The following is a 17,492-nucleotide window of genomic DNA, read 5'->3' on the forward strand; positions in this document are numbered from 1 at the left end:
AGCCAGGCGGTTGATTTTAATTTTTCACGTATGTTAAAATCGAACGTACGTGCTGCTCATGAATCAATCCCACCGAAATGAGTACTCTAAACCGGATTCGTTTGTTTTCATGACTTCAGCTCAATACGCTGTTCTTCAGCACCATCTACAGCAGTTTGCCCAACTTACGGAGGCCGATTGTCAACTGACCCGCGATCACTGGCAGGTCAGACGCATGGCCCGGCACGAACTGTTTACCTTTAGTAACTCGGTTTGTCGTCAGGTAGGTTTTGTCCTGAGCGGAATTTTTCGCGTTTATTACGTCCATCCGGCCACCGAGCAGGAACACAACCTGTACTTCATCGCCGAACATACGTTCCTGACGTCGCTGAAAAGTCTGCTGACCCAAACCACCTGCCCGTACCTGATCGAGGCTCTGGAGGATGCTGAACTGCTGGTTATTGATCATGACGTACTGCGCCAGCTTTACCCGCAGTCGCACGGCTGGGAGCGTTTTGGCCGACTCCTGGCCGAGCAGTATTTTCTGGCCAACCAGACTCGTTCGGAGAGCTTACTGATGCAGTCGGCGGAGGAACGCTACGTTGATCTGCTGACCAGCCAGCCGGATTTGCTGAATCGGGTTTCGCTGGGCCACATTGCGTCCTACCTGGGTATCAAAGGGCCGTCGCTGAGCCGCATCCGGGCGCAGGTAGCTCAGCGATGAAGCATCGGCTTAGTACCCTTCGTCGGTAACCAGGTAATATTGCCGGCGCTGGGGCGCAGCGTCATCATCCCGAACCGTAACGGTCAGCGATTCGATGTGCGTGTACTGGCTGAACGGCACAATCCGACTGTCGAGAATCACCTGCTGCTCAGCCGCCAGCAGGTTTTTTAAAAATACCAGTGCTTCCTCGCGCGAGTCGAACGTACCGAGCAGATCGTCCGGATCGAGCGCTGGTTCCTCGTCGGGCAGTTTGCCCGGCAGGTTCGAAACGGGCGAGTCGACGGTGTCGGCACCCTCCTGAGCAGCGGTTTTATACAGTTCAATGGTCATCGGAGAAACGGTTAATACTAGTCTGTAAACTCAGTTGTGGCTATGTTGATACCGCAGACCTTATTTTCCGGCGCCTTCGTACTGCCACTCCCACACTCCACCGTCGTCTTCGTCCCAGACCGTTCCGAGGCAGATAAAGCCGTTTCGCTGCAGCAAACGAGCCGAATAATTCATGTCCGGCAGGGTGCGGGCCATCACGATGATCGTCGGATCGGTATGCTGGGCCAGCCGGACCAGCGCCCGGCAAATTTCCCCACCGATGCCCCTGTTCTGAAAGTGCGGAAACACCCCGTAGGCAATCTCGACCCTTCCTTCATTCGGCTTGCCCTTGAACGCTGCGCTGCCCACCAGCTCGTCGCCCAGCCGGGCAAAATAACCGATCCAGGGCAGCACATACCCTACCCGCTCGAAAAACTCAATCGTCATAGACAGGCTGGGTTCGCAATCGGGATGCGAGGCAAACTGGCGGTTTTCGGCAGCCGTCGGCGCAATGGGTATAAGTTCCAGCATAGCAAGGAGTTGGGTAGGACGTGGTTGCCATTCATCCTTATGAACGAACGTCGATGTAGGATTCAAACAGAATCTGAAACTTCCTGTTTATCTTTACAAGTATACAGAATCTCTCAGTGTTGGACGTTAATCCGGAGCATAAACAGTAGCAGCCTCTGAAACGTACTGCTTACCATCTGGTGGTCAGCCCTGATGCGAAAACCCAACGTGTATTCACCTGATTCCTGACTAGTATGCGGCCTCTTTACTTTCTGAAACCGTTCCTGCCGATGGCGCTGCTGAGCGCCCTGTTCAGCGGCTGCGCGCCGACGACCCTGACCACGTACAAGCTGGAGCCTGCTTCCGGCGATATCGTCCAACTCGACGGCCGACCGGTGACGAAGGCCGACCGCAACGGCGTTACGGTCGTGGCGTCGTTCGAGCGGGAAGAACTGGATTACGTAGCGCTCGACGTAGAAATCAAAAACAACACGGATCAACCCATCGAGGTCAATCCGGCCGACTTTCATTTTTACGCCCTCGGTGCGCAGCAGGATACTCTGGCCGATCCCGTAGCGCCCGACCAGCCGCTGTTCCGGGGAGCGGCCGATCCTTCGTACGAAGCCAGCCGCATGGGGTTGAAACGCAAACAGGAAGAAAAACGCCTGAAGCAGGCTAAAGTCATTAATACCATCCTGCTCGTAGCGGCCATTGCCAGCGACGTCTCCTCAACCAGCCGGAGCCGCACCCGGAGCGAGTGGATCAGCAAACGCGTCAGTCACGACGTAGCGTATCAGGCCATTGCCGCCAAACGCGCCATCGACCACGGCACCTTTGCCAACCGGATGCAGCGTTACGATTATGAGGAATACCGGTGGCGCGAACTGGCCCTGCGGGCCAACACCCTGAAGCCGGGCGAATCGGTGCGGGGGTTTGTGTACCTGCCCAAGCAGAAAGATGCCCGCTACCTGGCCATTACGTACTCCATTCCGGAAACCGTCGACGTACCGCTGCTTTTCAAACAACAGACCGTGGAGGAGCGGCAGCGTAAAAAGCGCCGGTAGTTACCAGTCCTCCACATCGTCGTCGAACGCCTGCCTGGCCCGCTGCAACTCACGGTAGGTTTTGTCATTACCCTGTGAACGGGCGAGGGCCAGTCCCCGTTCGTACAAACGGGCCGCTTTGTCGCGCTCTCCCCGCTCGGCATACAGAGCCGCAGCGTGGTAGTACGTCGGCAGATAATCCGGGTGCTGGTCGAGGAGCTGATCAAAATACGCGCGGGCCTGTTCGGAGTCCCCGTTCACATATTCCATCGCCAGAGCGTAAACATTGAAGGGCTCTCCCGGTTCTTCCTGTACGAATCGAATTAATTGTTGGATACGATCGTTATTCATTCAAGCAGAAAATTAGTATGCGTGCATACTTTTTTTAGGACTGTTTGTAATTTAGCCGCGCCATGTTACGGCTGGTGGGAATTGGGCGCTGTGAACCGGGTCTGTACAGAACGTCTGACCCGGTTCACAGCGCCCGATTCCCACCAGCCACGCACGGCCAACACTACAACAACCACAAATCGTCAATACCATGAAAATTTTAGTGTGTGTAACGAGTGTCCCCGACACCACCACCAAAATTACCTTCACCGATAACAACACCAAATTTAATAAAGCCGGTGTGCAGTTTATCACCGGTCCTTACGATGACTACGCCCTGGCGCGGGCCGTCGAGTTAAAAGAAAAACTGGGCGGAACCGTAACGGTGCTGAACGTCGGCGAAGCCGATACGGAGCCGGTCATTCGCAAATGTCTGGCCATTGGGGCCGACGATGCGATCCGGGTCAACGCCGATCCTACCGATGCGTTTTTCGTAGCGGAGCAGATTGCGGCCATCGCGAAGGAGAATAAGTATGACCTGATTCTGATGGGGCGCGAATCCATCGACTATAACGGGGGTCAGGTACACGGCATCGTTGGTGAACTGCTGGGCATGCCGTCCATCTCTCCCGTCATGCAGCTCGACATTGACGGCGATACGGCACGCATCGTCCGCGAAATCGAAGGCGGCAAGGAGTCGCTGGAAGCCAAACTGCCGCTGGTGCTGGGTTGCCAGGAGCCGATCGCCGAGTGGAAGATTCCTAACATGCGTGGTATCATGACCGCCCGGACCAAGCCCCTCAAAGTTGTTGAGCCAACCAGCAAAGACACGCTCACGAACGTATCCGGCTACGAACTGCCGGCGCCCCGGGGCAACGTAAAAATGATTCCGGCCGACCAGGTGGAAACGCTCATCCAACTGCTCCGTACCGAAGCGAAAGTTATTTAATCAGTTTGTGGTTTGTTGTTCGTGGTTTGTTGTTGGACCAGGCGGAGCAACGACAAACCACGAACAACAAACCACAAACCACAAACCACTAACTACAATTAACCATGTCAGTCCTCATTTTTGCAGAATTAGACGAAGGAAAGCTGAGAAAATCATCTCAGGAAGCCATATTCTACGGCGCTAAAGTTGCCGAACAGTTGGGTACGTCCGCAACAGCCATCGTGATTGGCCAGGCCGACGAAAGCGAACTGGCTACGGCCGGGCGTTTCGGTGCCACTAACGTACTGCATGCCTCCGATGCCAAACTGAATGAACCCAACGGCATGGCCTACGCAACGGTCGTAGCGGCCGCGGCCCAGCAGGAAGGCACCAAGGTGATTGTGCTGGCCAAGTCGTCGCTGGCTGATGCCATGGCCGCCCGGCTCGTCGGCAAACTGCGGGCAGGTCTGGCCGCCAACGTCGTTGAACTGCCCGATTTATCAAACGGTTTCCGGGTGAAGCGGAGCATTTACACGGGCAAAGCGTTTGCCTTTACCGACCTGACGGCCGACGTAAAAATTCTGGCCATTAAGAAAAATACGATTACCGTTGAGGAGTCAGACGCCACGGCGTCGGTCGACACGTTCTCGCCCGCGCTGAACGACAGCGACTTCGGCATTGCCGTAAAAAGCACGGATAAAGCCACCGGCGACGTACTGCTGCCCGAAGCGGACTTTGTAGTGTCGGCCGGACGCGGCCTGAAAGGACCGGAAAACTGGGGCATTGTAGAAGGCCTGGCCAAGGCCCTGCACGCGGCCACCGCCTGTTCTAAACCCGTATCCGACCTCGACTGGCGGCCTCACTCAGAGCACGTTGGGCAGACCGGCCTGAAGATCAGCCCGAACCTGTACATTGCCTGCGGCATCTCCGGTGCCATACAACATCTGGCCGGCGTAAACTCCTCGAAGGTAATTGTTGTTATCAACAAAGACCCTGAAGCCCCTTTCTTCAAGTCGGCTGATTACGGCATCGTCGGCGACGTATTTGACGTATTGCCACGACTGACGAAGGCGGTTCAGGCGTTGTAAGCGATACCAGGTGAGTTATGAGCGTTGCGTAGAAAAAACAGACAGCTTACACATTCCTCATGCTTTATCGCTCATAACTCATCACTTAAATTGCTAAATTCGCGCCGTGGATAAGATTAAACTGGAGATATTAGGACTTTCGCCCAGCCAGTCGCAGTCAGGTTCGTTTGCGCTGGTGCTGGGAGAGGAATACGGTAACCGTCGGTTACCCATAATCATTGGCATGTTTGAAGCGCAGGCTATTGCCATCGAAATCGAAAAGATTGTGCCGAACCGGCCGATGACGCATGACCTCTTCAAACAGTTTGCCGAAAAGTTCAAGTTTACGGTCCGGGAGATTGTTATTTCCGAATTGCGGGAAGGCATCTTCTTTGCCAAAATCGTTTGCTCGGACGGCGTTCGGGAAACTGTGATCGATGCGCGCCCCTCCGACGCCATCGCCATCGGTATCCGGTTCAACGTACCGATTTACACGAACGAGTCCATCCTTTCGGAAGCGGGCATTACGGCCAGCGTCAACGACGAAGAGGAAGAACAGGAAGAACTGGTGCGTTCGTCGAGCCGGTCGTCGAACCGCTCGTTTGGCGATCAGCTGAAAAATGCGTCGGCCGAAGAACTGCAACGCATGCTCGACGAAGCCCTCGGCAATGAGGAATACGAGCGGGCAGCCAAAATACGTGACGAAATGAGTAAGCGGAACTAGTTTCCGGATACTGGCGATTGCACGCCGGACATAAAGCCGCAGGGTGACGAACCTGGCGGCTTTTTTGTTTCTTTGCAGTCGTTTACGTCGTGGTCGCTCAGGGCCACGTCCTGCATCATCAGCCAACATCCAATGTCCAACGTCCAGTCTGTTCCTACGGCCATCACCCTCGATACCATCCGCGACGCCCACGATCGCATTCGTCCGCATGTTCACCGCACGGCCGTACTGACGAATCAGACGATCAACGAGCGCGCCGGGGCTGAGCTTTTCTTTAAGTGCGAAAACTTCCAGAAAATCGGCGCGTTCAAAGCCCGGGGTGGTCTGAACGCCGTGCTCCAGCTAACGCCGGACGAACGTCGCTTTGGCGTAACGACGCATTCGTCGGGCAACCATGCCCAGGCCATTGCCTATGCAGCCCGGCAAATCAGTATCCCGGCTTACATCGTTATGCCGCGTACGGCTCCGCAGGTTAAGAAAGACGCCGTTCGGGGGTATGGTGCCGAAGTGATCGAGTGCGAACCCACACTCGACGCCCGCGAGGAAGGCGTTCGGGACGTAATGGCCCGCACCGGTGCGGCCATGGTCCATCCGTTCGACGACGACCGGGTTATTGCGGGCCAGGCCACAGCGGCTAAGGAACTGATCGAAGATTTCGGGCAGGATCGTCCGTTCGATGTCATCCTGGCTCCGGTTGGGGGCGGTGGATTGCTGAGTGGTACGGCGCTGACTACGCACTACCTCTCCCCCGGCACCACCGTTGTTGCCGGAGAACCGGACGGCGCGGCCGACGCCATTCGTTCGTTTCAGAGTGGACAGGTCGAAAAAGCGCCCTACATCAACACCATCGCCGATGGCCTGCTGACGACCCTCAGCGACCGTACCCTGGCCATTATCCGCGAACACGTATCGGAGATTCTGACCGTTTCGGATGAGGAAATTATCGCTGCCATGCGCCTGGTCTGGGAACGCATGAAAATCATCATTGAACCCTCCTGTGCCGTGCCATTGGCCGTGGTCCTGACGAACAGCGAACGGTTTGCGGGGCAAAAGCTTGGTATTATTCTGACCGGCGGGAATGTCGATTTAGGGAAGCTTCCGTTCTGAGGCTCAATCAAATCTGCGTTTTTCAGAAAGGCTGTCCATTCTTTTGATGACAGGCCGCTTTTCAATACCTTTTGGTCAGCATACAATCAATTCTTATACCCATCATGACCCAGAAAAAATACCTCCTTGCCGAAACCGACGTACCGGAACAGTGGTACAACATTGTAGCGGATATGCCGAACAAGCCGCTGCCTCCGCTCCATCCGGCCACCAGAGAGCCCATCGGTCCGGAGATGCTGGCCCCCCTGTTCCCCCTCGAACTGATTAAGCAGGAAGTCACCACCGAGAAATGGGTGCCGATTCCCGACGAAGTCCGTGAGATTTACAAAATCTGGCGGCCTACTCCCCTGTTCCGCGCGACAGGCCTGGAGAAGTGGCTGGACACACCGGCCCGTATTTATTACAAATACGAAGGCGTTAGTCCGGCCGGATCGCACAAACCGAATACGGCCGTGCCCCAGGTGTTCTACAATAAACAGGAAGGCGTTACCAAAATTACGACCGAAACCGGCGCGGGGCAGTGGGGCAGTGCGTTAAGCTTTGCCTGCCAGCTTTTTGGCATCGACTGCGAGGTGTACATGGTGCGGGCCAGTTACGACGGTAAGCCGTACCGCAAAATGATGATGAACACCTGGGGAGCGTCCGTTTATCCGTCGCCTTCCACCCGAACGGCTGCCGGAAAAAGCATCCTGGCCGATCACCCGGATTCGCCGGGCAGCCTGGGTATTGCCATTTCGGAAGCCGTTGAAATGGCCCTGCACGATGAACAGACCAAATATGCCCTGGGCAGCGTATTGAATCACGTACTCATGCACCAGACCGTCATCGGACTGGAATGCGTGAAGCAACTGGAACAGGCGGGCGACTTCCCCGACATTGTTGTAGCCCCGTTTGGTGGCGGCTCAAACTTCGCCGGTATTGGTTTTCCGTTTCTGCGCTATAACCTGGAAGAAGGCCGGCAGATTCGCTGCATCGCGGCCGAACCAGCATCCTGCCCTAAACTGACGCGGGGCGTATTTCGCTACGACCTGGGCGATACCGTTGGCATGACGCCCCTGCTGCCAATGTACACGCTGGGACATAACTTCATTCCGGCTCCCATCCACGCCGGTGGGCTGCGCTACCACGGTGCCGGAGCCATTGTGAGCCAGCTGCTGCGCGACGGTCTCATCGAAGCGCAGGCTTACAATCAGCTTCAGTGCTTTGACGCCGGCGTACAGTTCGCCCGGACGGAGGGCATTATTCCGGCTCCGGAAGCAAACCACGCCATCGCGGCCGTTATCCGTGAAGCCCGGCAGGCGAAAGAGGAAGGTAAAGCCAAAACAATCTTGTTCAACCTCTGCGGCCACGGGCACTTCGACATGGCGGCTTACGAGCAGTATCTATCCGGCCAGTTGGTCGAACACGAAGTTACGCAGGCGGAAATTCTGGCCTCCCTGGCGGAGCTGGATACGCCGTTGATTGCCTAGTGCCGGACGGCCTCAGCGCGGGTAGTAGAGCAGAAACGGTTGTCATTACGTTCATTGTCCTTGTCTTCGCAACGTCGAAGACAAGGACAGTTGTTAGTCGTTGAGCCCCTCATTGCAGTTGTAGCGTACCTTCGCCTTTGTGTCGGTTTTGTCCTATCAGGCGTCCCTGCCGTTCGGTAGTTTTGGGCTTACCTGAATGCCTGAATGCCCTTGTCGGAGTTGCCCCTGCGTTTTGTCGGATTAACCACCCATGAGCCAAGAAGCCGGGTAGTACCTTTGTCACGAACAAATCAGGTACAAGCAAACAACGAATACAGAACCATGAGAAAGCTCAAATTGCAGGTGCAGATTTCCATCGACGGATTCATCGCCGGGCCAACTAATGAAATGGATTGGATGGCGTTCGAGTGGGATGATGAACTAAAGCGCTTCGTTTCCGCCCTGACCGAACCGGTTGACTGTATCGTTCTTGGCCGAAACCTGGCCGAAGGGTTCATACCTTATTGGGCTTCCGTAGCGGCCGATCGGACCAATCCTGAGTATGAAGCCGGCCGAAAGTTTACCGACACCCACAAGGTTGTGTTTACCAAAACCCTCGGCGAGTCAGCCTGGCCCAACACGGTGCTGGCCAAAGGTGACCTGGTTGATGAGATCACTACGTTGAAGAAGCAGGCGGGTCAGGACATTATCGTGTACGGAGGAGCCCAGTTTGTCTCCTCGTTAATCCAGAACAACCTGATCGACGACTTGTATCTATTCGTCAGCCCGGTGGCTCTGGGAAAAGGCCTGGCCATTTTCGCTGACCGAACGAGTCTCAACCTGGTCGAAGCCAATTCCTTCGCCTGCGGCATTGTTGTGCAGCATTACCAGCCCGCACAAGGTTAATGGCTCACTTGTCATCATCGTTGGACTGCCAGAAAATTTGACTGTATGCCGTACGAACTGATTTCACCACCCCGGCCGCTCGCCCGTTTTGTTCGATACGCCTGGCGGCTGGCGAACGAAACGGACGCTGCGCAGCTGAATACCCTCCACATCGTAGCCGATGGCTGCCCTGGTATCCTTTTCGCCCAAATCGGGGAGGTGCATCAATACGGCAGGAAGCTGCCCAGGGTTCTTCTGTATGGTCAATCGACCGAACCAACGCAGCTTGACTTGTCGGAGCAATTCATGATGGTGGGGGTCTGCTTCTACCCCGACGCCCTGAACACCCTGTTTGGGCTTAACGCGTTTGAACTCACCGACGGGTGTATGGATATGGATGAACTGCCCCAGACTCGCGATATGCACCGGCTCGAACAGGTCTGGCAAACTTCCTCCGCCGACCCGTTCGACCGCCTGTTTACGTACCTGTCGGCCCATCTGCAACGTAACGACCCGGCAACTGACCCGGTGGTTGCCCAGGCGCTGGATCATATTGTTCGAGCGGGCGGCAACGTAACCGTGAAGCAGTTGCAGCACAACCTGCGGCTTTCGGAGCGGAGTCTGGAACGTCGGTTCAAGCAAAGCGTGGGTATTTCACCCAAGTTGTTTGCCCGCATCTGCCGGTTTCAGGCGTCGCTGCATCAATTGAAGAACCGGAGCTACGATAGACTGTCCGACGTTGCCTTCGACGCCGGATACGCCGACCAGTCGCACTTCACCCGAACGTTCAAAGAGTTTACGGGAATCCGGCCGGAACAGTATCAACAGCACCAAAATCCGTTGACCCGAAATTTCCCTACCCTGACCCCCGACTAAGACGCTGTCGGTTTTGTTCTATTGCGCCCGTTGCGACCACCGTAGGTTTGTCTGGGAATTCACAGACAACCAAAAAACGACTGGTCGTACCAGTCAGGCACAGAACTCATGAACAACAGACAACCGAAGGACAAACAGCCGGTATTGGTGCTGGGCGGCACGGGAAAAACAGGACAACGCGTGGCGCAACGCCTTCAGGAAAAAGGATGGCCTATTCGGATTGGCTCCCGCACCAGCACGCCCAGGTTCGACTGGCTCGACCAGACCACATGGCAGCCCGCTCTCGACGGTATCAAGGCAGTGTACGTTACGTTTCAGCCGGACCTCGCCGTTCCCGGCGCCGTTGATGCGATCCGAGCCTTCACCCAAACGGCGGTCGGCGCCGGCGTCACCCAACTGGTCTTGCTATCGGGCCGGGGTGAACCCGAAGCTCAGGAAAGTGAGCAGCTCATTATGGAATCCGGCATTGACTGGACGATTCTGCGGGCGAGCTGGTTCAATCAGAATTTCAGCGAGGGCTATCTGATTGAACCGATTCTGGAAGGTTTCGTCGCCCTGCCGGCCGGCAACATCCCGGAGCCGTTTGTCGATGCCGACGACATTGCAGACGTAGCCGTGGCCTCGCTGACGGAACACGGACACAACGGCCAGGTGTACGAACTAACGGGGCCACGGCTGCTTACGTTTGCCGAAGTCGTCAATGAAATTAGTCAGGCAACCGGCCGGACAATTCAATACGCACCAGTGTCGATTGACGCTTACAAATTGGCTCTGATTGAGCACGGGGTTCCGCAGGCGTACGTTGATTTGCTGACTTACTTGTTTACCGTAGTGCTGGACGGTCGAAACGCCAGTGTAGCCGATGGTATCGAAAAAGCGCTGGGCCGCAACCCAACCGATTTCTCAGACTACGTCAAAAAAACAGCCGCTGCGGGCGTCTGGCATCAGGTAGTGGCTTAGCGTTATACCCCCAACCGGTACGCCGGACCGCCCCTGAAGGGGGCGAACCAATCTCAACCTTGACATTCATGATCCCTCTCCGCGAATCAGAAAGCCTGTTCAACCCAGTCCTGCCAAACGTAGTCCTGATGAGTGCGGCCATCACTACGGCACTTATGGCGGGCTTGTTTTATGCTTACTCGTGCTCCGTCAGTCCGGGGCTGGCCCGCGTCTCTGATACATCCTATCTATCCACGATGCAGTCCATCAACCGCGCTATCCTCAACCCAGTGTTTTTTGTGGGGTTCATGGGTACGCTATTTTTATTACCGTTGAGTACGTGGCTTCAGTACAGCCAACCGCCCCCGGTCCGTTTCTGGTTCTTGCTAGGGGCTACGTTGACCTATACCATCGGGGTATTCGGCGTAACGGTGGCAGGCAATGTTCCCTTGAACGATGCGCTGGATGCATTCAATATCGATTCGGCCACGCAAGAGGACATCACGGCCATGCGCGCACGATTCGAGCAGCCCTGGAACCGGTTAAACAGCATACGTACTCTGGCAGCCATCCTGACCGAAGTATTGATTACCGCCGGGCTGATGAGTTCCAGACTTCCCTGAGGTTCTGTCGAATTGGAGAATCTGACAGAACGGAAACTATAAACACACAGATTTTGCGTATTTCGAGAGCCCGGCTACGTTCTTTAGCTGACCCTTGATACGTTCATGAACGATACCGAAACGAAGCGACTCTCACGACTCATTGCCATCCTGACGCAGTTGCAAACCAAACACCGGCTGACGGCTCCTGAGCTGGCCAACCGTTTTTCCGTCAGCGTCCGGACAATCTACCGCGACATGAAGGCGCTGGAACAGGCCGGTGTGCCCATCGTGACCGAAGAAGGCAAAGGTTATACCTTACTCGATGGCTACCGACTGCCCCCGGTCATGTTTACAGAAGAGGAGGCCAATGCCATCGTAACGGCCGGACAGCTTATCGCGCTCAACAAAGATGCTTCCTTTGCCGGGGCCTATGCGGAAGCGGTGAACAAAATAAAAGCAGTCCTGCGCTACAACACGCGGGACAAAGCCAACCTGCTGGCCGAACGCATTAAATTTTACCAGAATCCGCAACGTGAACAAACGAGCGATTACGTATCGATAGTACAGAAGGCTCTGACGAATCATAACCCGGTTCACCTAACCTACCACTCCCTCGACAACGACCATACCGTCCGGGTCGTGGAACCGTTTGCCCTACTGAACACGCAGGAAAACTGGCTGCTGGTGGCCTGGTGCCGTCTTCGAACCGCCTACCGCATCTTCCGGCTCGACCGGATTGCAGCCATAACGGTGTTGTCCGATACGTTTGAACCCCACAAACTCACGCTTAGCGAGTATTTCAGAACACTGGGAAACTAATTTTAAGACCCCTGACATAGGGCTGTCGCACGCCCTCATTACGTTTGCGCCTGGTACAAAACCTCACTTGGTATGCACATTCTGTTAGGTGGTACGGGGCATGTGGGCTCCGCAGCAGCCCAGACGCTCCTTGAGCGCGGGGAGTCGGTTACGATCATTACCAGCAAGCCAAAAAACGTTGACCATTGGCAGCAGCGGGGCGCCAACACAGTCGTCGTGAATGTGCTGCACACTCAGGCCTTACACGACGTTTTCAGGACTGGCAAACGTCTGTTTTTGCTGAATCCTCCGGCGGCTCCAGCCACGGATACGGCCACCGAGGAACGAAAAACCCTGGCTTCAATCCTACAGGCTTTAGATGGATCGGGCATTGAAAAAGTAGTGGCCCAATCCACGTACGGCGCTCAACCCGGTAAGCACGTCGGTGACCTGGGTGTACTATATGAGATGGAACAGGCTCTGCGGAGTATGCCATTACCGGTCAGTACGATACGGGCCGCTTATTTCATGAGCAACTGGGATATGTCGCTGCAAACGGCGCGGCAGGACGGCGTTGTTCATACATTCTATCCGCCTGATCTAAAACTGCCGATGGTAAGCCCGGGCGACATCGGCCAGGTAGTTGCCGACCTGATGATGGAGCCGCTCAGCCAGACCGGCCTGCACTACGTGGAAGGACCGGAACCGTATTCGTCGACGGATGTGGCGAATGCTTTTGCCAACGCGCTGGGCAAGCCGGTGACCGCTGTCGAAACGCCCCCTGAGCAGTGGCGATCAGCCCTGATGGCGGTGGGCTTCTCGCCGTTGGCGGCCGAGTCGATGGCGGCCATGACCGAGATCGTCCGAAACAAAGCGTACGAATTACCAACCTCTCCAATACGTGGCAAAACCACCCTTGAGCAGTACGTTAACGAATTGGTGAGTAATTGATTGCAGGTATTGGATCATCGGATGACGACGCGTAGACTAACGCCCGCCGAGCCAAGGCGCAGGTTCTGTTGGGTCAGCGAACCCAGCGGATATTTTAGGTAAGGCTCTACCGAGAACAATAATCGCTGGCTCAGCGGTCGCTCAACGCCAACGGCTATATTCAGCAGCCGCCCCCAGTAAATGCTGCTGAAGGCATCAGCCGATCTAAACTCCGTTTCATTAATCGTTTCGTTTCGCCACCCTGGTCGTGGTTGACCATCTGACCCGGAAACGATTACCGGAACCATTTGCTGGATTTGGTACGTCTCAGCATAGTTTTCGCGCAGGAAAGCCAGTGACGATAGGCCGGCACTCAGGTGGAACAACGGCTTGTTTAGTTTACCAAACCGGTATTTGAGGTTAACGGGTACGTCAAATGCCAGCAACTGAACTCCCGTCGTGGCCAACTGTTTGCCCGACAAGGGTATGGGCATGTCGGCGGGCGCCCTTACGTTCAGGGCCTGGGAGGCCAGAGACAGCCCGGTGGCCACACTCATGCGTCGGTTAAGCGCAATTTCGGAGAAAACCCCTCCGCCTATTCCCACCGATGGGCTACTATTCTGCGCATAAGTCGACTGCGGAGCCAGGGCGACACTCCACGTAACCTGCCGTCGGCGCGTCCGGTCAATCGGCAAAGTGGAAGCCGTAGCCTGTTCGATCTGCGTAACCGGCGTGGGCGTTGCTGGAGTTACGGGGGGCCATACCGGAGTAAGTAAGGACAGGCCAGTGATCGGCTCGACTGAACGAATCGGTAAACGGTTGATGTCAATATGGTTCGGGTTTGGTAAATCCGTAATTGGTGGATTTGGTGGTGGATTCGGCTCCGGCGACGTATGCAAAGGCGCTGAAAGTCGCCCGATATTCCCGTCAGAATCTGGTAACCTAACGCGGGATGATGACCATTCTGCCAACTGCGTACGCTTCGTACGTTCAGGCATTAGCAGCGTCGTTTTTGGCTCTTTAGTCGAGATCGGCGCATCAACTCTCGTGGACTGTGACCGAGCAGTTGCCTCCTCATTCATCATCGGATTAGCGGACCGGTGGGCATCAACCAGGTCCGACGATGAAACAGTAGGCAACGGACCATCCGCCAGCCACAGGGGCACCACCAGCATTCCACCCAGCAGACAGGCCGCTACGGCATACCGATACCAACCCATCAGCCGTTGTTTCGACGCCCGGCGTTGCTGGTCGAACTGCTCCCAGGCACCCAGCATGTAAGGCGTCTGGTAGTCATCCAGCGTCTGGCGAATATGGTCGGCCAAGGTTTTATCGACAGGATCTTTCATTGACTTGGTGGAAATGGTGCTTGACCAAACGACTCAATTGCTCCTTTGCCCGTACCAGGTACACCCGTGATGAGCTGACGGATAGACCTAATTGCTGGGCAATCTCTTCGTGCGAATACCCTTCGATTTCGTATAAATTAAACACTAAGCGGTATTGCGGGGGTAGTTGATTCAATAAGTTCAGAATATCTTCCGCCGTCAGTTGGCTAATGATGTTCGCATCGCTTTCGGCCAGTTGCCCCTCAGGCCCGTCCGGGTCAATAACGGGCAGTTCCCGGCTGGTTCGGCGGTAATGATCCAGGGCCGTATTGACCACGATCCGGCGTAGCCAGCCCTTGAAGGTCGTCTCGAACGTATAGCGGCTGATGTGGCCGAATACCTTCAGAAAACTGTCGTTAACGATGCTCATGGCTTCCTGCCGGGAGGCCGTGTACCGGAGCGCCGTTCCCATAGCAAAGCCGAAAAAATGCTTGTAAAGCATTTCCTGATGTTTGGCGTTGCCTTGTTGGCATCCGCTAATCAGCTCTCTCTCGAAAGGCGTACTGTCTGGGACCATGCCAGCGGGTTTGGGCGTCCCTGTTCACATTGAGCGCACGTCCGGGGCCGACTGGCAAACCGGTAGGCGCTACGTCGTAACAGAGGCAAGGTTACTCGGCGAGTCGAACGGGAGACCCCAATTCGAAGTCTCCCGTTTAGAAGCACTATTTCTTTGTGCAGATAATTACCTCAGTAGCTGGGTCGTTTCGATCCCCGAGATATAGGTTGAGCTGATTGTCGGCGGTCAACTCAAAGTAAGTAATCTGTTCAAGGCCGTTCACATGACGGCTCTCGGCATCCATCTGTTCGGGCGTACCGGCCATGAGTGTCGAAATGATCGGTTCGGTGGATACGACCAATCCTTTTGTTTCATCCAGACGAAACGAACCACCGTACCAGTTGACAAAACTTCTACCACCAATCTGGAGAGCGTCCTCAGCCTTTTTGGTTAGAATCAGCGTCGCTTTATTCTGTAGATCAGGTGTCAGCGGTGTTCTCCTGAAATTAGTAAGCAGCCACTCCCCTTCCAGGGCGTTAAAACTGGCCCGCATGTTTTTCAGCGCTACCGTATCCACCGAACTGGGTGCCACAGTATCGTTTTTATTGCAAGCCCATAGCATACCCGCAACGAGCAGGGCAGTTAGTGAGTAAGCCAGACGATTGATAAGGCGACTGCGAGAGCGAACCGGAACAAAAAGCGTTTTCATGACGATGTAAAGATTTAGTTTCATAGCCATGACGCTGAGCGCTGGACAAACGCTACAGGAGAACCTATTTTTTCTTACGTAGCGTTTAGTCCGGCAATTCACTACAGTCAAAACCGGCCGATTGCACCAGCGTCTCAATGGCCGACACTGGAATGGCCGTTGCAACCACCCGCAGCACCTTGTCGCAGTCGTCCAGATCGATCGTCCAGCGCTCGATGGCAGGTTGTCGGTCGAGCCACTGGGCCAATCGCTGACAATCCCCCTTTGTTTGTAGCGACGTTCTGAAAACCAGTACCATATTTATTTTTTAACGAAAAGCGTTTGATGAAAGCCTCCCGCCATGTTGAATTAGTCATGACGTGGGACATTCATCAAACGCTACAATCCTTTACACTTTTTTCACGAACGGGATAATCACGCATTACTTCACCTAAGCCTCCTGGAAGAACGCACTGACATCGGCTACCCACAAGGCCGGTTGTTCCAGCGCAGCGAAGTGCCCTCCCCTGGGCATGTTCGTAAACCGCCTGACGTTTGCCTTGCGCCTGGCCCATTCTTCGGGAGTCGGCGCGTCGGCCGGGAAGGTTGCCACGCCGGTCGGCACATCGACGTACCGGGCTGATTTGAGTCCGCCTTCGGTTGAATAAGCGGCCAGCATCCCTTCCCGGTACGTTCGGATGGATGTGTTGATGGTCTGGGTGACCCAGTAAATCATGATGTTGGTCAGCAGTTCATCCTTGGTGAAGCTGTTCTCAATGTTACCCTGCGTATCGCTCCAGCCGTAGAATTTTTCAACGATCCAGGATGCCAGTCCCACCGGCGAGTCGTTCAGTGCGTAGCCAAGCGTCTGTGGTTTGGTCGACTGAATCATGTTGTACGCTCCTTCGGTATACCACCACTGCTGAATATACTGCCCAAATTCCTGCTCGGCGGGCGACATCGCTGACCAGTCCTCCGACCCATCGGGGTAGCCGACATCGGTGAGGTGAATGGCCTGCACACGATCCGGGAAACTGTTTGCCAATGCTTTCGTAATGCCCGATCCCAGATCACCGCCCGCGGCTACAAACGTCTGGTAACCCAGCACATCGGTCATCAGTTTGGCCCAAAGGTCCGCCGTCTGATCATCGGTCAGGGCCACTGGATCGGAGAAACCAAAGCCCGGAATGGAAGGCACCACAACATCAAACGATTGGGCCGGGTCACCGCCGTGGCTTGCCGGGTCCGTCAACATCGGAATAACTTTATAGAAACGGTAGAAGCTATCCGGCCATCCGTGACTCAGGATCAGCGGTTTAGAATTTTCACCTTTGCCCTTTACGTGAATGAAGTGAATACCAACGCCATCGATGGCGGTTTTAAACTGCGGCAGTTCATTCAGGGCGGCTTCCTGCTTGCGCCAGTCGTAACCGTTTTGCCAGTAGTCGACCAGTTCGCGCAGGTACTGCGGGTTAGTGCCATAATTCCAGTCCGCATTCTGTGGCTCATCAGCCCACCGGGTACGCTGCAATCGCTGTTGAAGATCGTCCAGTACGTCCTGGGAAACCTGAATCGTAAACGGATTAAGTTGGGCCATGTCCTTGAAGCTTGTTGTACAATAAAGATACGGCCCCCTTGTGACAGCCCTATGTCAGCAGGGTTTTTGCCGGCTCAGCCTCCACTTATCCATTGACGGAACCTTTTACGTAGTATACTTT

21 protein-coding genes are annotated in these 17,492 nt (G+C 55.2%); 13 read left to right on the forward strand and 8 right to left on the reverse strand.

Annotated features, from left to right (window positions below):
- Window positions 1–58 precede the first annotated feature (58 nt).
- On the forward strand, window positions 59–703 hold the full coding sequence (locus DYU11_RS23955; RefSeq protein ID WP_229366003.1) for a Crp/Fnr family transcriptional regulator: 645 nt from the start codon (window positions 59–61) through the stop codon (window positions 701–703).
- A 9-nt stretch (window positions 704–712) separates the two neighbouring features.
- Here DYU11_RS23955 and DYU11_RS23960 read toward each other — a convergent pair whose 3' ends face one another.
- Together DYU11_RS23960 and DYU11_RS23965 are read right to left on the reverse strand one after the other, a co-directional pair.
- Window positions 713–1,033: a hypothetical protein gene (locus DYU11_RS23960; RefSeq protein ID WP_119670255.1), complete on the reverse strand. Its 321-nt coding sequence runs from the start codon at window positions 1,031–1,033 to the stop codon at window positions 713–715.
- 60 nt (window positions 1,034–1,093) lie between these two features.
- Window positions 1,094–1,543, reverse strand: coding sequence for a GNAT family N-acetyltransferase (locus DYU11_RS23965; RefSeq protein ID WP_119670256.1), 450 nt, complete (start codon window positions 1,541–1,543; stop codon window positions 1,094–1,096).
- Between the two features lie 233 nt (window positions 1,544–1,776).
- Here DYU11_RS23965 and DYU11_RS23970 point away from each other — a divergent pair, with 233 nt between their 5' ends.
- On the forward strand, window positions 1,777–2,586 hold the full coding sequence (locus tag DYU11_RS23970; protein WP_119670257.1) for a hypothetical protein: 810 nt from the start codon (window positions 1,777–1,779) through the stop codon (window positions 2,584–2,586).
- Here DYU11_RS23970 and DYU11_RS23975 read toward each other — a convergent pair whose 3' ends face one another.
- On the reverse strand, window positions 2,587–2,916 hold the full coding sequence (locus DYU11_RS23975; protein WP_119670258.1) for a tetratricopeptide repeat protein: 330 nt from the start codon (window positions 2,914–2,916) through the stop codon (window positions 2,587–2,589).
- A gap of 190 nt (window positions 2,917–3,106) precedes the next feature.
- On the opposite strand from DYU11_RS23975, the gene DYU11_RS23980 reads away from it, so the two are divergent.
- The 11 genes from DYU11_RS23980 to DYU11_RS24030 all read left to right on the forward strand — a co-directional run bounded on the left by DYU11_RS23980 (window position 3,107) and on the right by DYU11_RS24030 (window position 13,223).
- Window positions 3,107–3,844 (forward strand): electron transfer flavoprotein subunit beta/FixA family protein, encoded by a 738-nt coding sequence (locus tag DYU11_RS23980; protein WP_119670259.1) that lies wholly within the window; start codon window positions 3,107–3,109, stop codon window positions 3,842–3,844.
- Between the two features lie 104 nt (window positions 3,845–3,948).
- Window positions 3,949–4,911, forward strand: a complete 963-nt coding sequence (locus DYU11_RS23985; RefSeq protein WP_119670260.1) for an electron transfer flavoprotein subunit alpha/FixB family protein — start codon at window positions 3,949–3,951, stop codon at window positions 4,909–4,911.
- Window positions 4,912–5,017: 106 nt separating this feature from the next.
- A complete protein-coding gene (locus DYU11_RS23990) occupies window positions 5,018–5,614 on the forward strand; it encodes a bifunctional nuclease family protein (protein WP_119670261.1) in 597 nt (198 codons plus the stop codon).
- A 132-nt stretch (window positions 5,615–5,746) separates the two neighbouring features.
- Complete coding sequence (locus DYU11_RS23995; protein ID WP_119670262.1) at window positions 5,747–6,721, forward strand: threonine ammonia-lyase; 975 nt, start codon at window positions 5,747–5,749, stop codon at window positions 6,719–6,721.
- A gap of 104 nt (window positions 6,722–6,825) precedes the next feature.
- Entirely contained in the window at window positions 6,826–8,190 is a 1,365-nt protein-coding gene (locus DYU11_RS24000; protein WP_119670263.1) for a TrpB-like pyridoxal phosphate-dependent enzyme, read from the forward strand.
- Window positions 8,191–8,511: 321 nt separating this feature from the next.
- Entirely contained in the window at window positions 8,512–9,075 is a 564-nt protein-coding gene (locus DYU11_RS24005) for a dihydrofolate reductase family protein (protein ID WP_119670264.1), read from the forward strand.
- A gap of 45 nt (window positions 9,076–9,120) precedes the next feature.
- Window positions 9,121–9,930 (forward strand): AraC family transcriptional regulator, encoded by an 810-nt coding sequence (locus DYU11_RS24010; RefSeq protein ID WP_119670265.1) that lies wholly within the window; start codon window positions 9,121–9,123, stop codon window positions 9,928–9,930.
- Window positions 9,931–10,038: 108 nt separating this feature from the next.
- Entirely contained in the window at window positions 10,039–10,890 is an 852-nt protein-coding gene (locus DYU11_RS24015) for an NmrA family NAD(P)-binding protein (RefSeq protein WP_119670266.1), read from the forward strand.
- A gap of 68 nt (window positions 10,891–10,958) precedes the next feature.
- Window positions 10,959–11,492 carry an anthrone oxygenase family protein gene (locus DYU11_RS24020; RefSeq protein WP_119670267.1) on the forward strand — a complete coding sequence of 178 codons (534 nt, stop codon included), beginning with the start codon at window positions 10,959–10,961 and terminating at the stop codon, window positions 11,490–11,492.
- Between the two features lie 105 nt (window positions 11,493–11,597).
- Window positions 11,598–12,293, forward strand: coding sequence for a helix-turn-helix transcriptional regulator (locus DYU11_RS24025; protein ID WP_119670268.1), 696 nt, complete (start codon window positions 11,598–11,600; stop codon window positions 12,291–12,293).
- A 72-nt stretch (window positions 12,294–12,365) separates the two neighbouring features.
- Window positions 12,366–13,223 carry an NmrA family NAD(P)-binding protein gene (locus DYU11_RS24030; RefSeq protein WP_119670269.1) on the forward strand — a complete coding sequence of 286 codons (858 nt, stop codon included), beginning with the start codon at window positions 12,366–12,368 and terminating at the stop codon, window positions 13,221–13,223.
- Window positions 13,224–13,237: 14 nt separating this feature from the next.
- On the opposite strand, the gene DYU11_RS24035 is transcribed toward DYU11_RS24030, so the two are convergent.
- The 5 genes from DYU11_RS24035 to DYU11_RS24055 form a co-directional block, all read right to left on the reverse strand.
- Window positions 13,238–14,551, reverse strand: coding sequence for an outer membrane beta-barrel protein (locus DYU11_RS24035; RefSeq protein ID WP_119670270.1), 1,314 nt, complete (start codon window positions 14,549–14,551; stop codon window positions 13,238–13,240).
- Window positions 14,532–15,107 (reverse strand): RNA polymerase sigma factor, encoded by a 576-nt coding sequence (locus DYU11_RS24040; RefSeq protein ID WP_119670271.1) that lies wholly within the window; start codon window positions 15,105–15,107, stop codon window positions 14,532–14,534. Before DYU11_RS24040 ends, DYU11_RS24035 begins: the two co-directional genes overlap by 20 nt.
- A 145-nt stretch (window positions 15,108–15,252) precedes the next feature.
- A complete protein-coding gene (locus DYU11_RS24045; protein ID WP_158600353.1) occupies window positions 15,253–15,795 on the reverse strand; it encodes an META domain-containing protein in 543 nt (180 codons plus the stop codon).
- Window positions 15,796–15,880: 85 nt separating this feature from the next.
- On the reverse strand, window positions 15,881–16,093 hold the full coding sequence (locus tag DYU11_RS24050) for a hypothetical protein (RefSeq protein ID WP_119670273.1): 213 nt from the start codon (window positions 16,091–16,093) through the stop codon (window positions 15,881–15,883).
- Window positions 16,094–16,225: 132 nt separating this feature from the next.
- Complete coding sequence (locus DYU11_RS24055; protein ID WP_119670274.1) at window positions 16,226–17,371, reverse strand: epoxide hydrolase family protein; 1,146 nt, start codon at window positions 17,369–17,371, stop codon at window positions 16,226–16,228.
- Between the last annotated feature and the right edge of the window lie 121 nt (window positions 17,372–17,492).

The sequence above is a fragment of the Fibrisoma montanum genome, assembly GCF_003583365.1.
GTDB lineage: Bacteria > Bacteroidota > Bacteroidia > Cytophagales > Spirosomataceae > Fibrisoma > Fibrisoma montanum.

What these genes read in the sequence shown, in the direction of transcription:
- DYU11_RS24020 (WP_119670267.1), top strand. Translation starts at nt 10,959, where the DNA reads ATGATCCCTCTCCGCGAATCAGAAAGCCTGTTCAACCCAGTCCTGCCA.
- DYU11_RS23975 (WP_119670258.1), bottom strand. Translation starts at nt 2,916, where the DNA reads ATGAATAACGATCGTATCCAACAATTAATTCGATTCGTACAGGAAGAA.
- DYU11_RS23985 (WP_119670260.1), top strand. Translation starts at nt 3,949, where the DNA reads ATGTCAGTCCTCATTTTTGCAGAATTAGACGAAGGAAAGCTGAGAAAA.
- DYU11_RS23960 (WP_119670255.1), bottom strand. Translation starts at nt 1,033, where the DNA reads ATGACCATTGAACTGTATAAAACCGCTGCTCAGGAGGGTGCCGACACC.
- DYU11_RS24045 (WP_158600353.1), bottom strand. Translation starts at nt 15,795, where the DNA reads ATGAAAACGCTTTTTGTTCCGGTTCGCTCTCGCAGTCGCCTTATCAAT.
- DYU11_RS24035 (WP_119670270.1), bottom strand. Translation starts at nt 14,551, where the DNA reads ATGAAAGATCCTGTCGATAAAACCTTGGCCGACCATATTCGCCAGACG.
- DYU11_RS24010 (WP_119670265.1), top strand. Translation starts at nt 9,121, where the DNA reads ATGCCGTACGAACTGATTTCACCACCCCGGCCGCTCGCCCGTTTTGTT.
- DYU11_RS24050 (WP_119670273.1), bottom strand. Translation starts at nt 16,093, where the DNA reads ATGGTACTGGTTTTCAGAACGTCGCTACAAACAAAGGGGGATTGTCAG.
- DYU11_RS24015 (WP_119670266.1), top strand. Translation starts at nt 10,039, where the DNA reads ATGAACAACAGACAACCGAAGGACAAACAGCCGGTATTGGTGCTGGGC.
- DYU11_RS23995 (WP_119670262.1), top strand. Translation starts at nt 5,747, where the DNA reads ATGTCCAACGTCCAGTCTGTTCCTACGGCCATCACCCTCGATACCATC.
- DYU11_RS24005 (WP_119670264.1), top strand. Translation starts at nt 8,512, where the DNA reads ATGAGAAAGCTCAAATTGCAGGTGCAGATTTCCATCGACGGATTCATC.
- DYU11_RS24030 (WP_119670269.1), top strand. Translation starts at nt 12,366, where the DNA reads ATGCACATTCTGTTAGGTGGTACGGGGCATGTGGGCTCCGCAGCAGCC.
- DYU11_RS24040 (WP_119670271.1), bottom strand. Translation starts at nt 15,107, where the DNA reads ATGGTCCCAGACAGTACGCCTTTCGAGAGAGAGCTGATTAGCGGATGC.
- DYU11_RS23965 (WP_119670256.1), bottom strand. Translation starts at nt 1,543, where the DNA reads ATGCTGGAACTTATACCCATTGCGCCGACGGCTGCCGAAAACCGCCAG.
- DYU11_RS23970 (WP_119670257.1), top strand. Translation starts at nt 1,777, where the DNA reads ATGCGGCCTCTTTACTTTCTGAAACCGTTCCTGCCGATGGCGCTGCTG.
- DYU11_RS24055 (WP_119670274.1), bottom strand. Translation starts at nt 17,371, where the DNA reads ATGGCCCAACTTAATCCGTTTACGATTCAGGTTTCCCAGGACGTACTG.
- DYU11_RS23955 (WP_229366003.1), top strand. Translation starts at nt 59, where the DNA reads ATGAATCAATCCCACCGAAATGAGTACTCTAAACCGGATTCGTTTGTT.
- DYU11_RS24025 (WP_119670268.1), top strand. Translation starts at nt 11,598, where the DNA reads ATGAACGATACCGAAACGAAGCGACTCTCACGACTCATTGCCATCCTG.
- DYU11_RS23980 (WP_119670259.1), top strand. Translation starts at nt 3,107, where the DNA reads ATGAAAATTTTAGTGTGTGTAACGAGTGTCCCCGACACCACCACCAAA.
- DYU11_RS24000 (WP_119670263.1), top strand. Translation starts at nt 6,826, where the DNA reads ATGACCCAGAAAAAATACCTCCTTGCCGAAACCGACGTACCGGAACAG.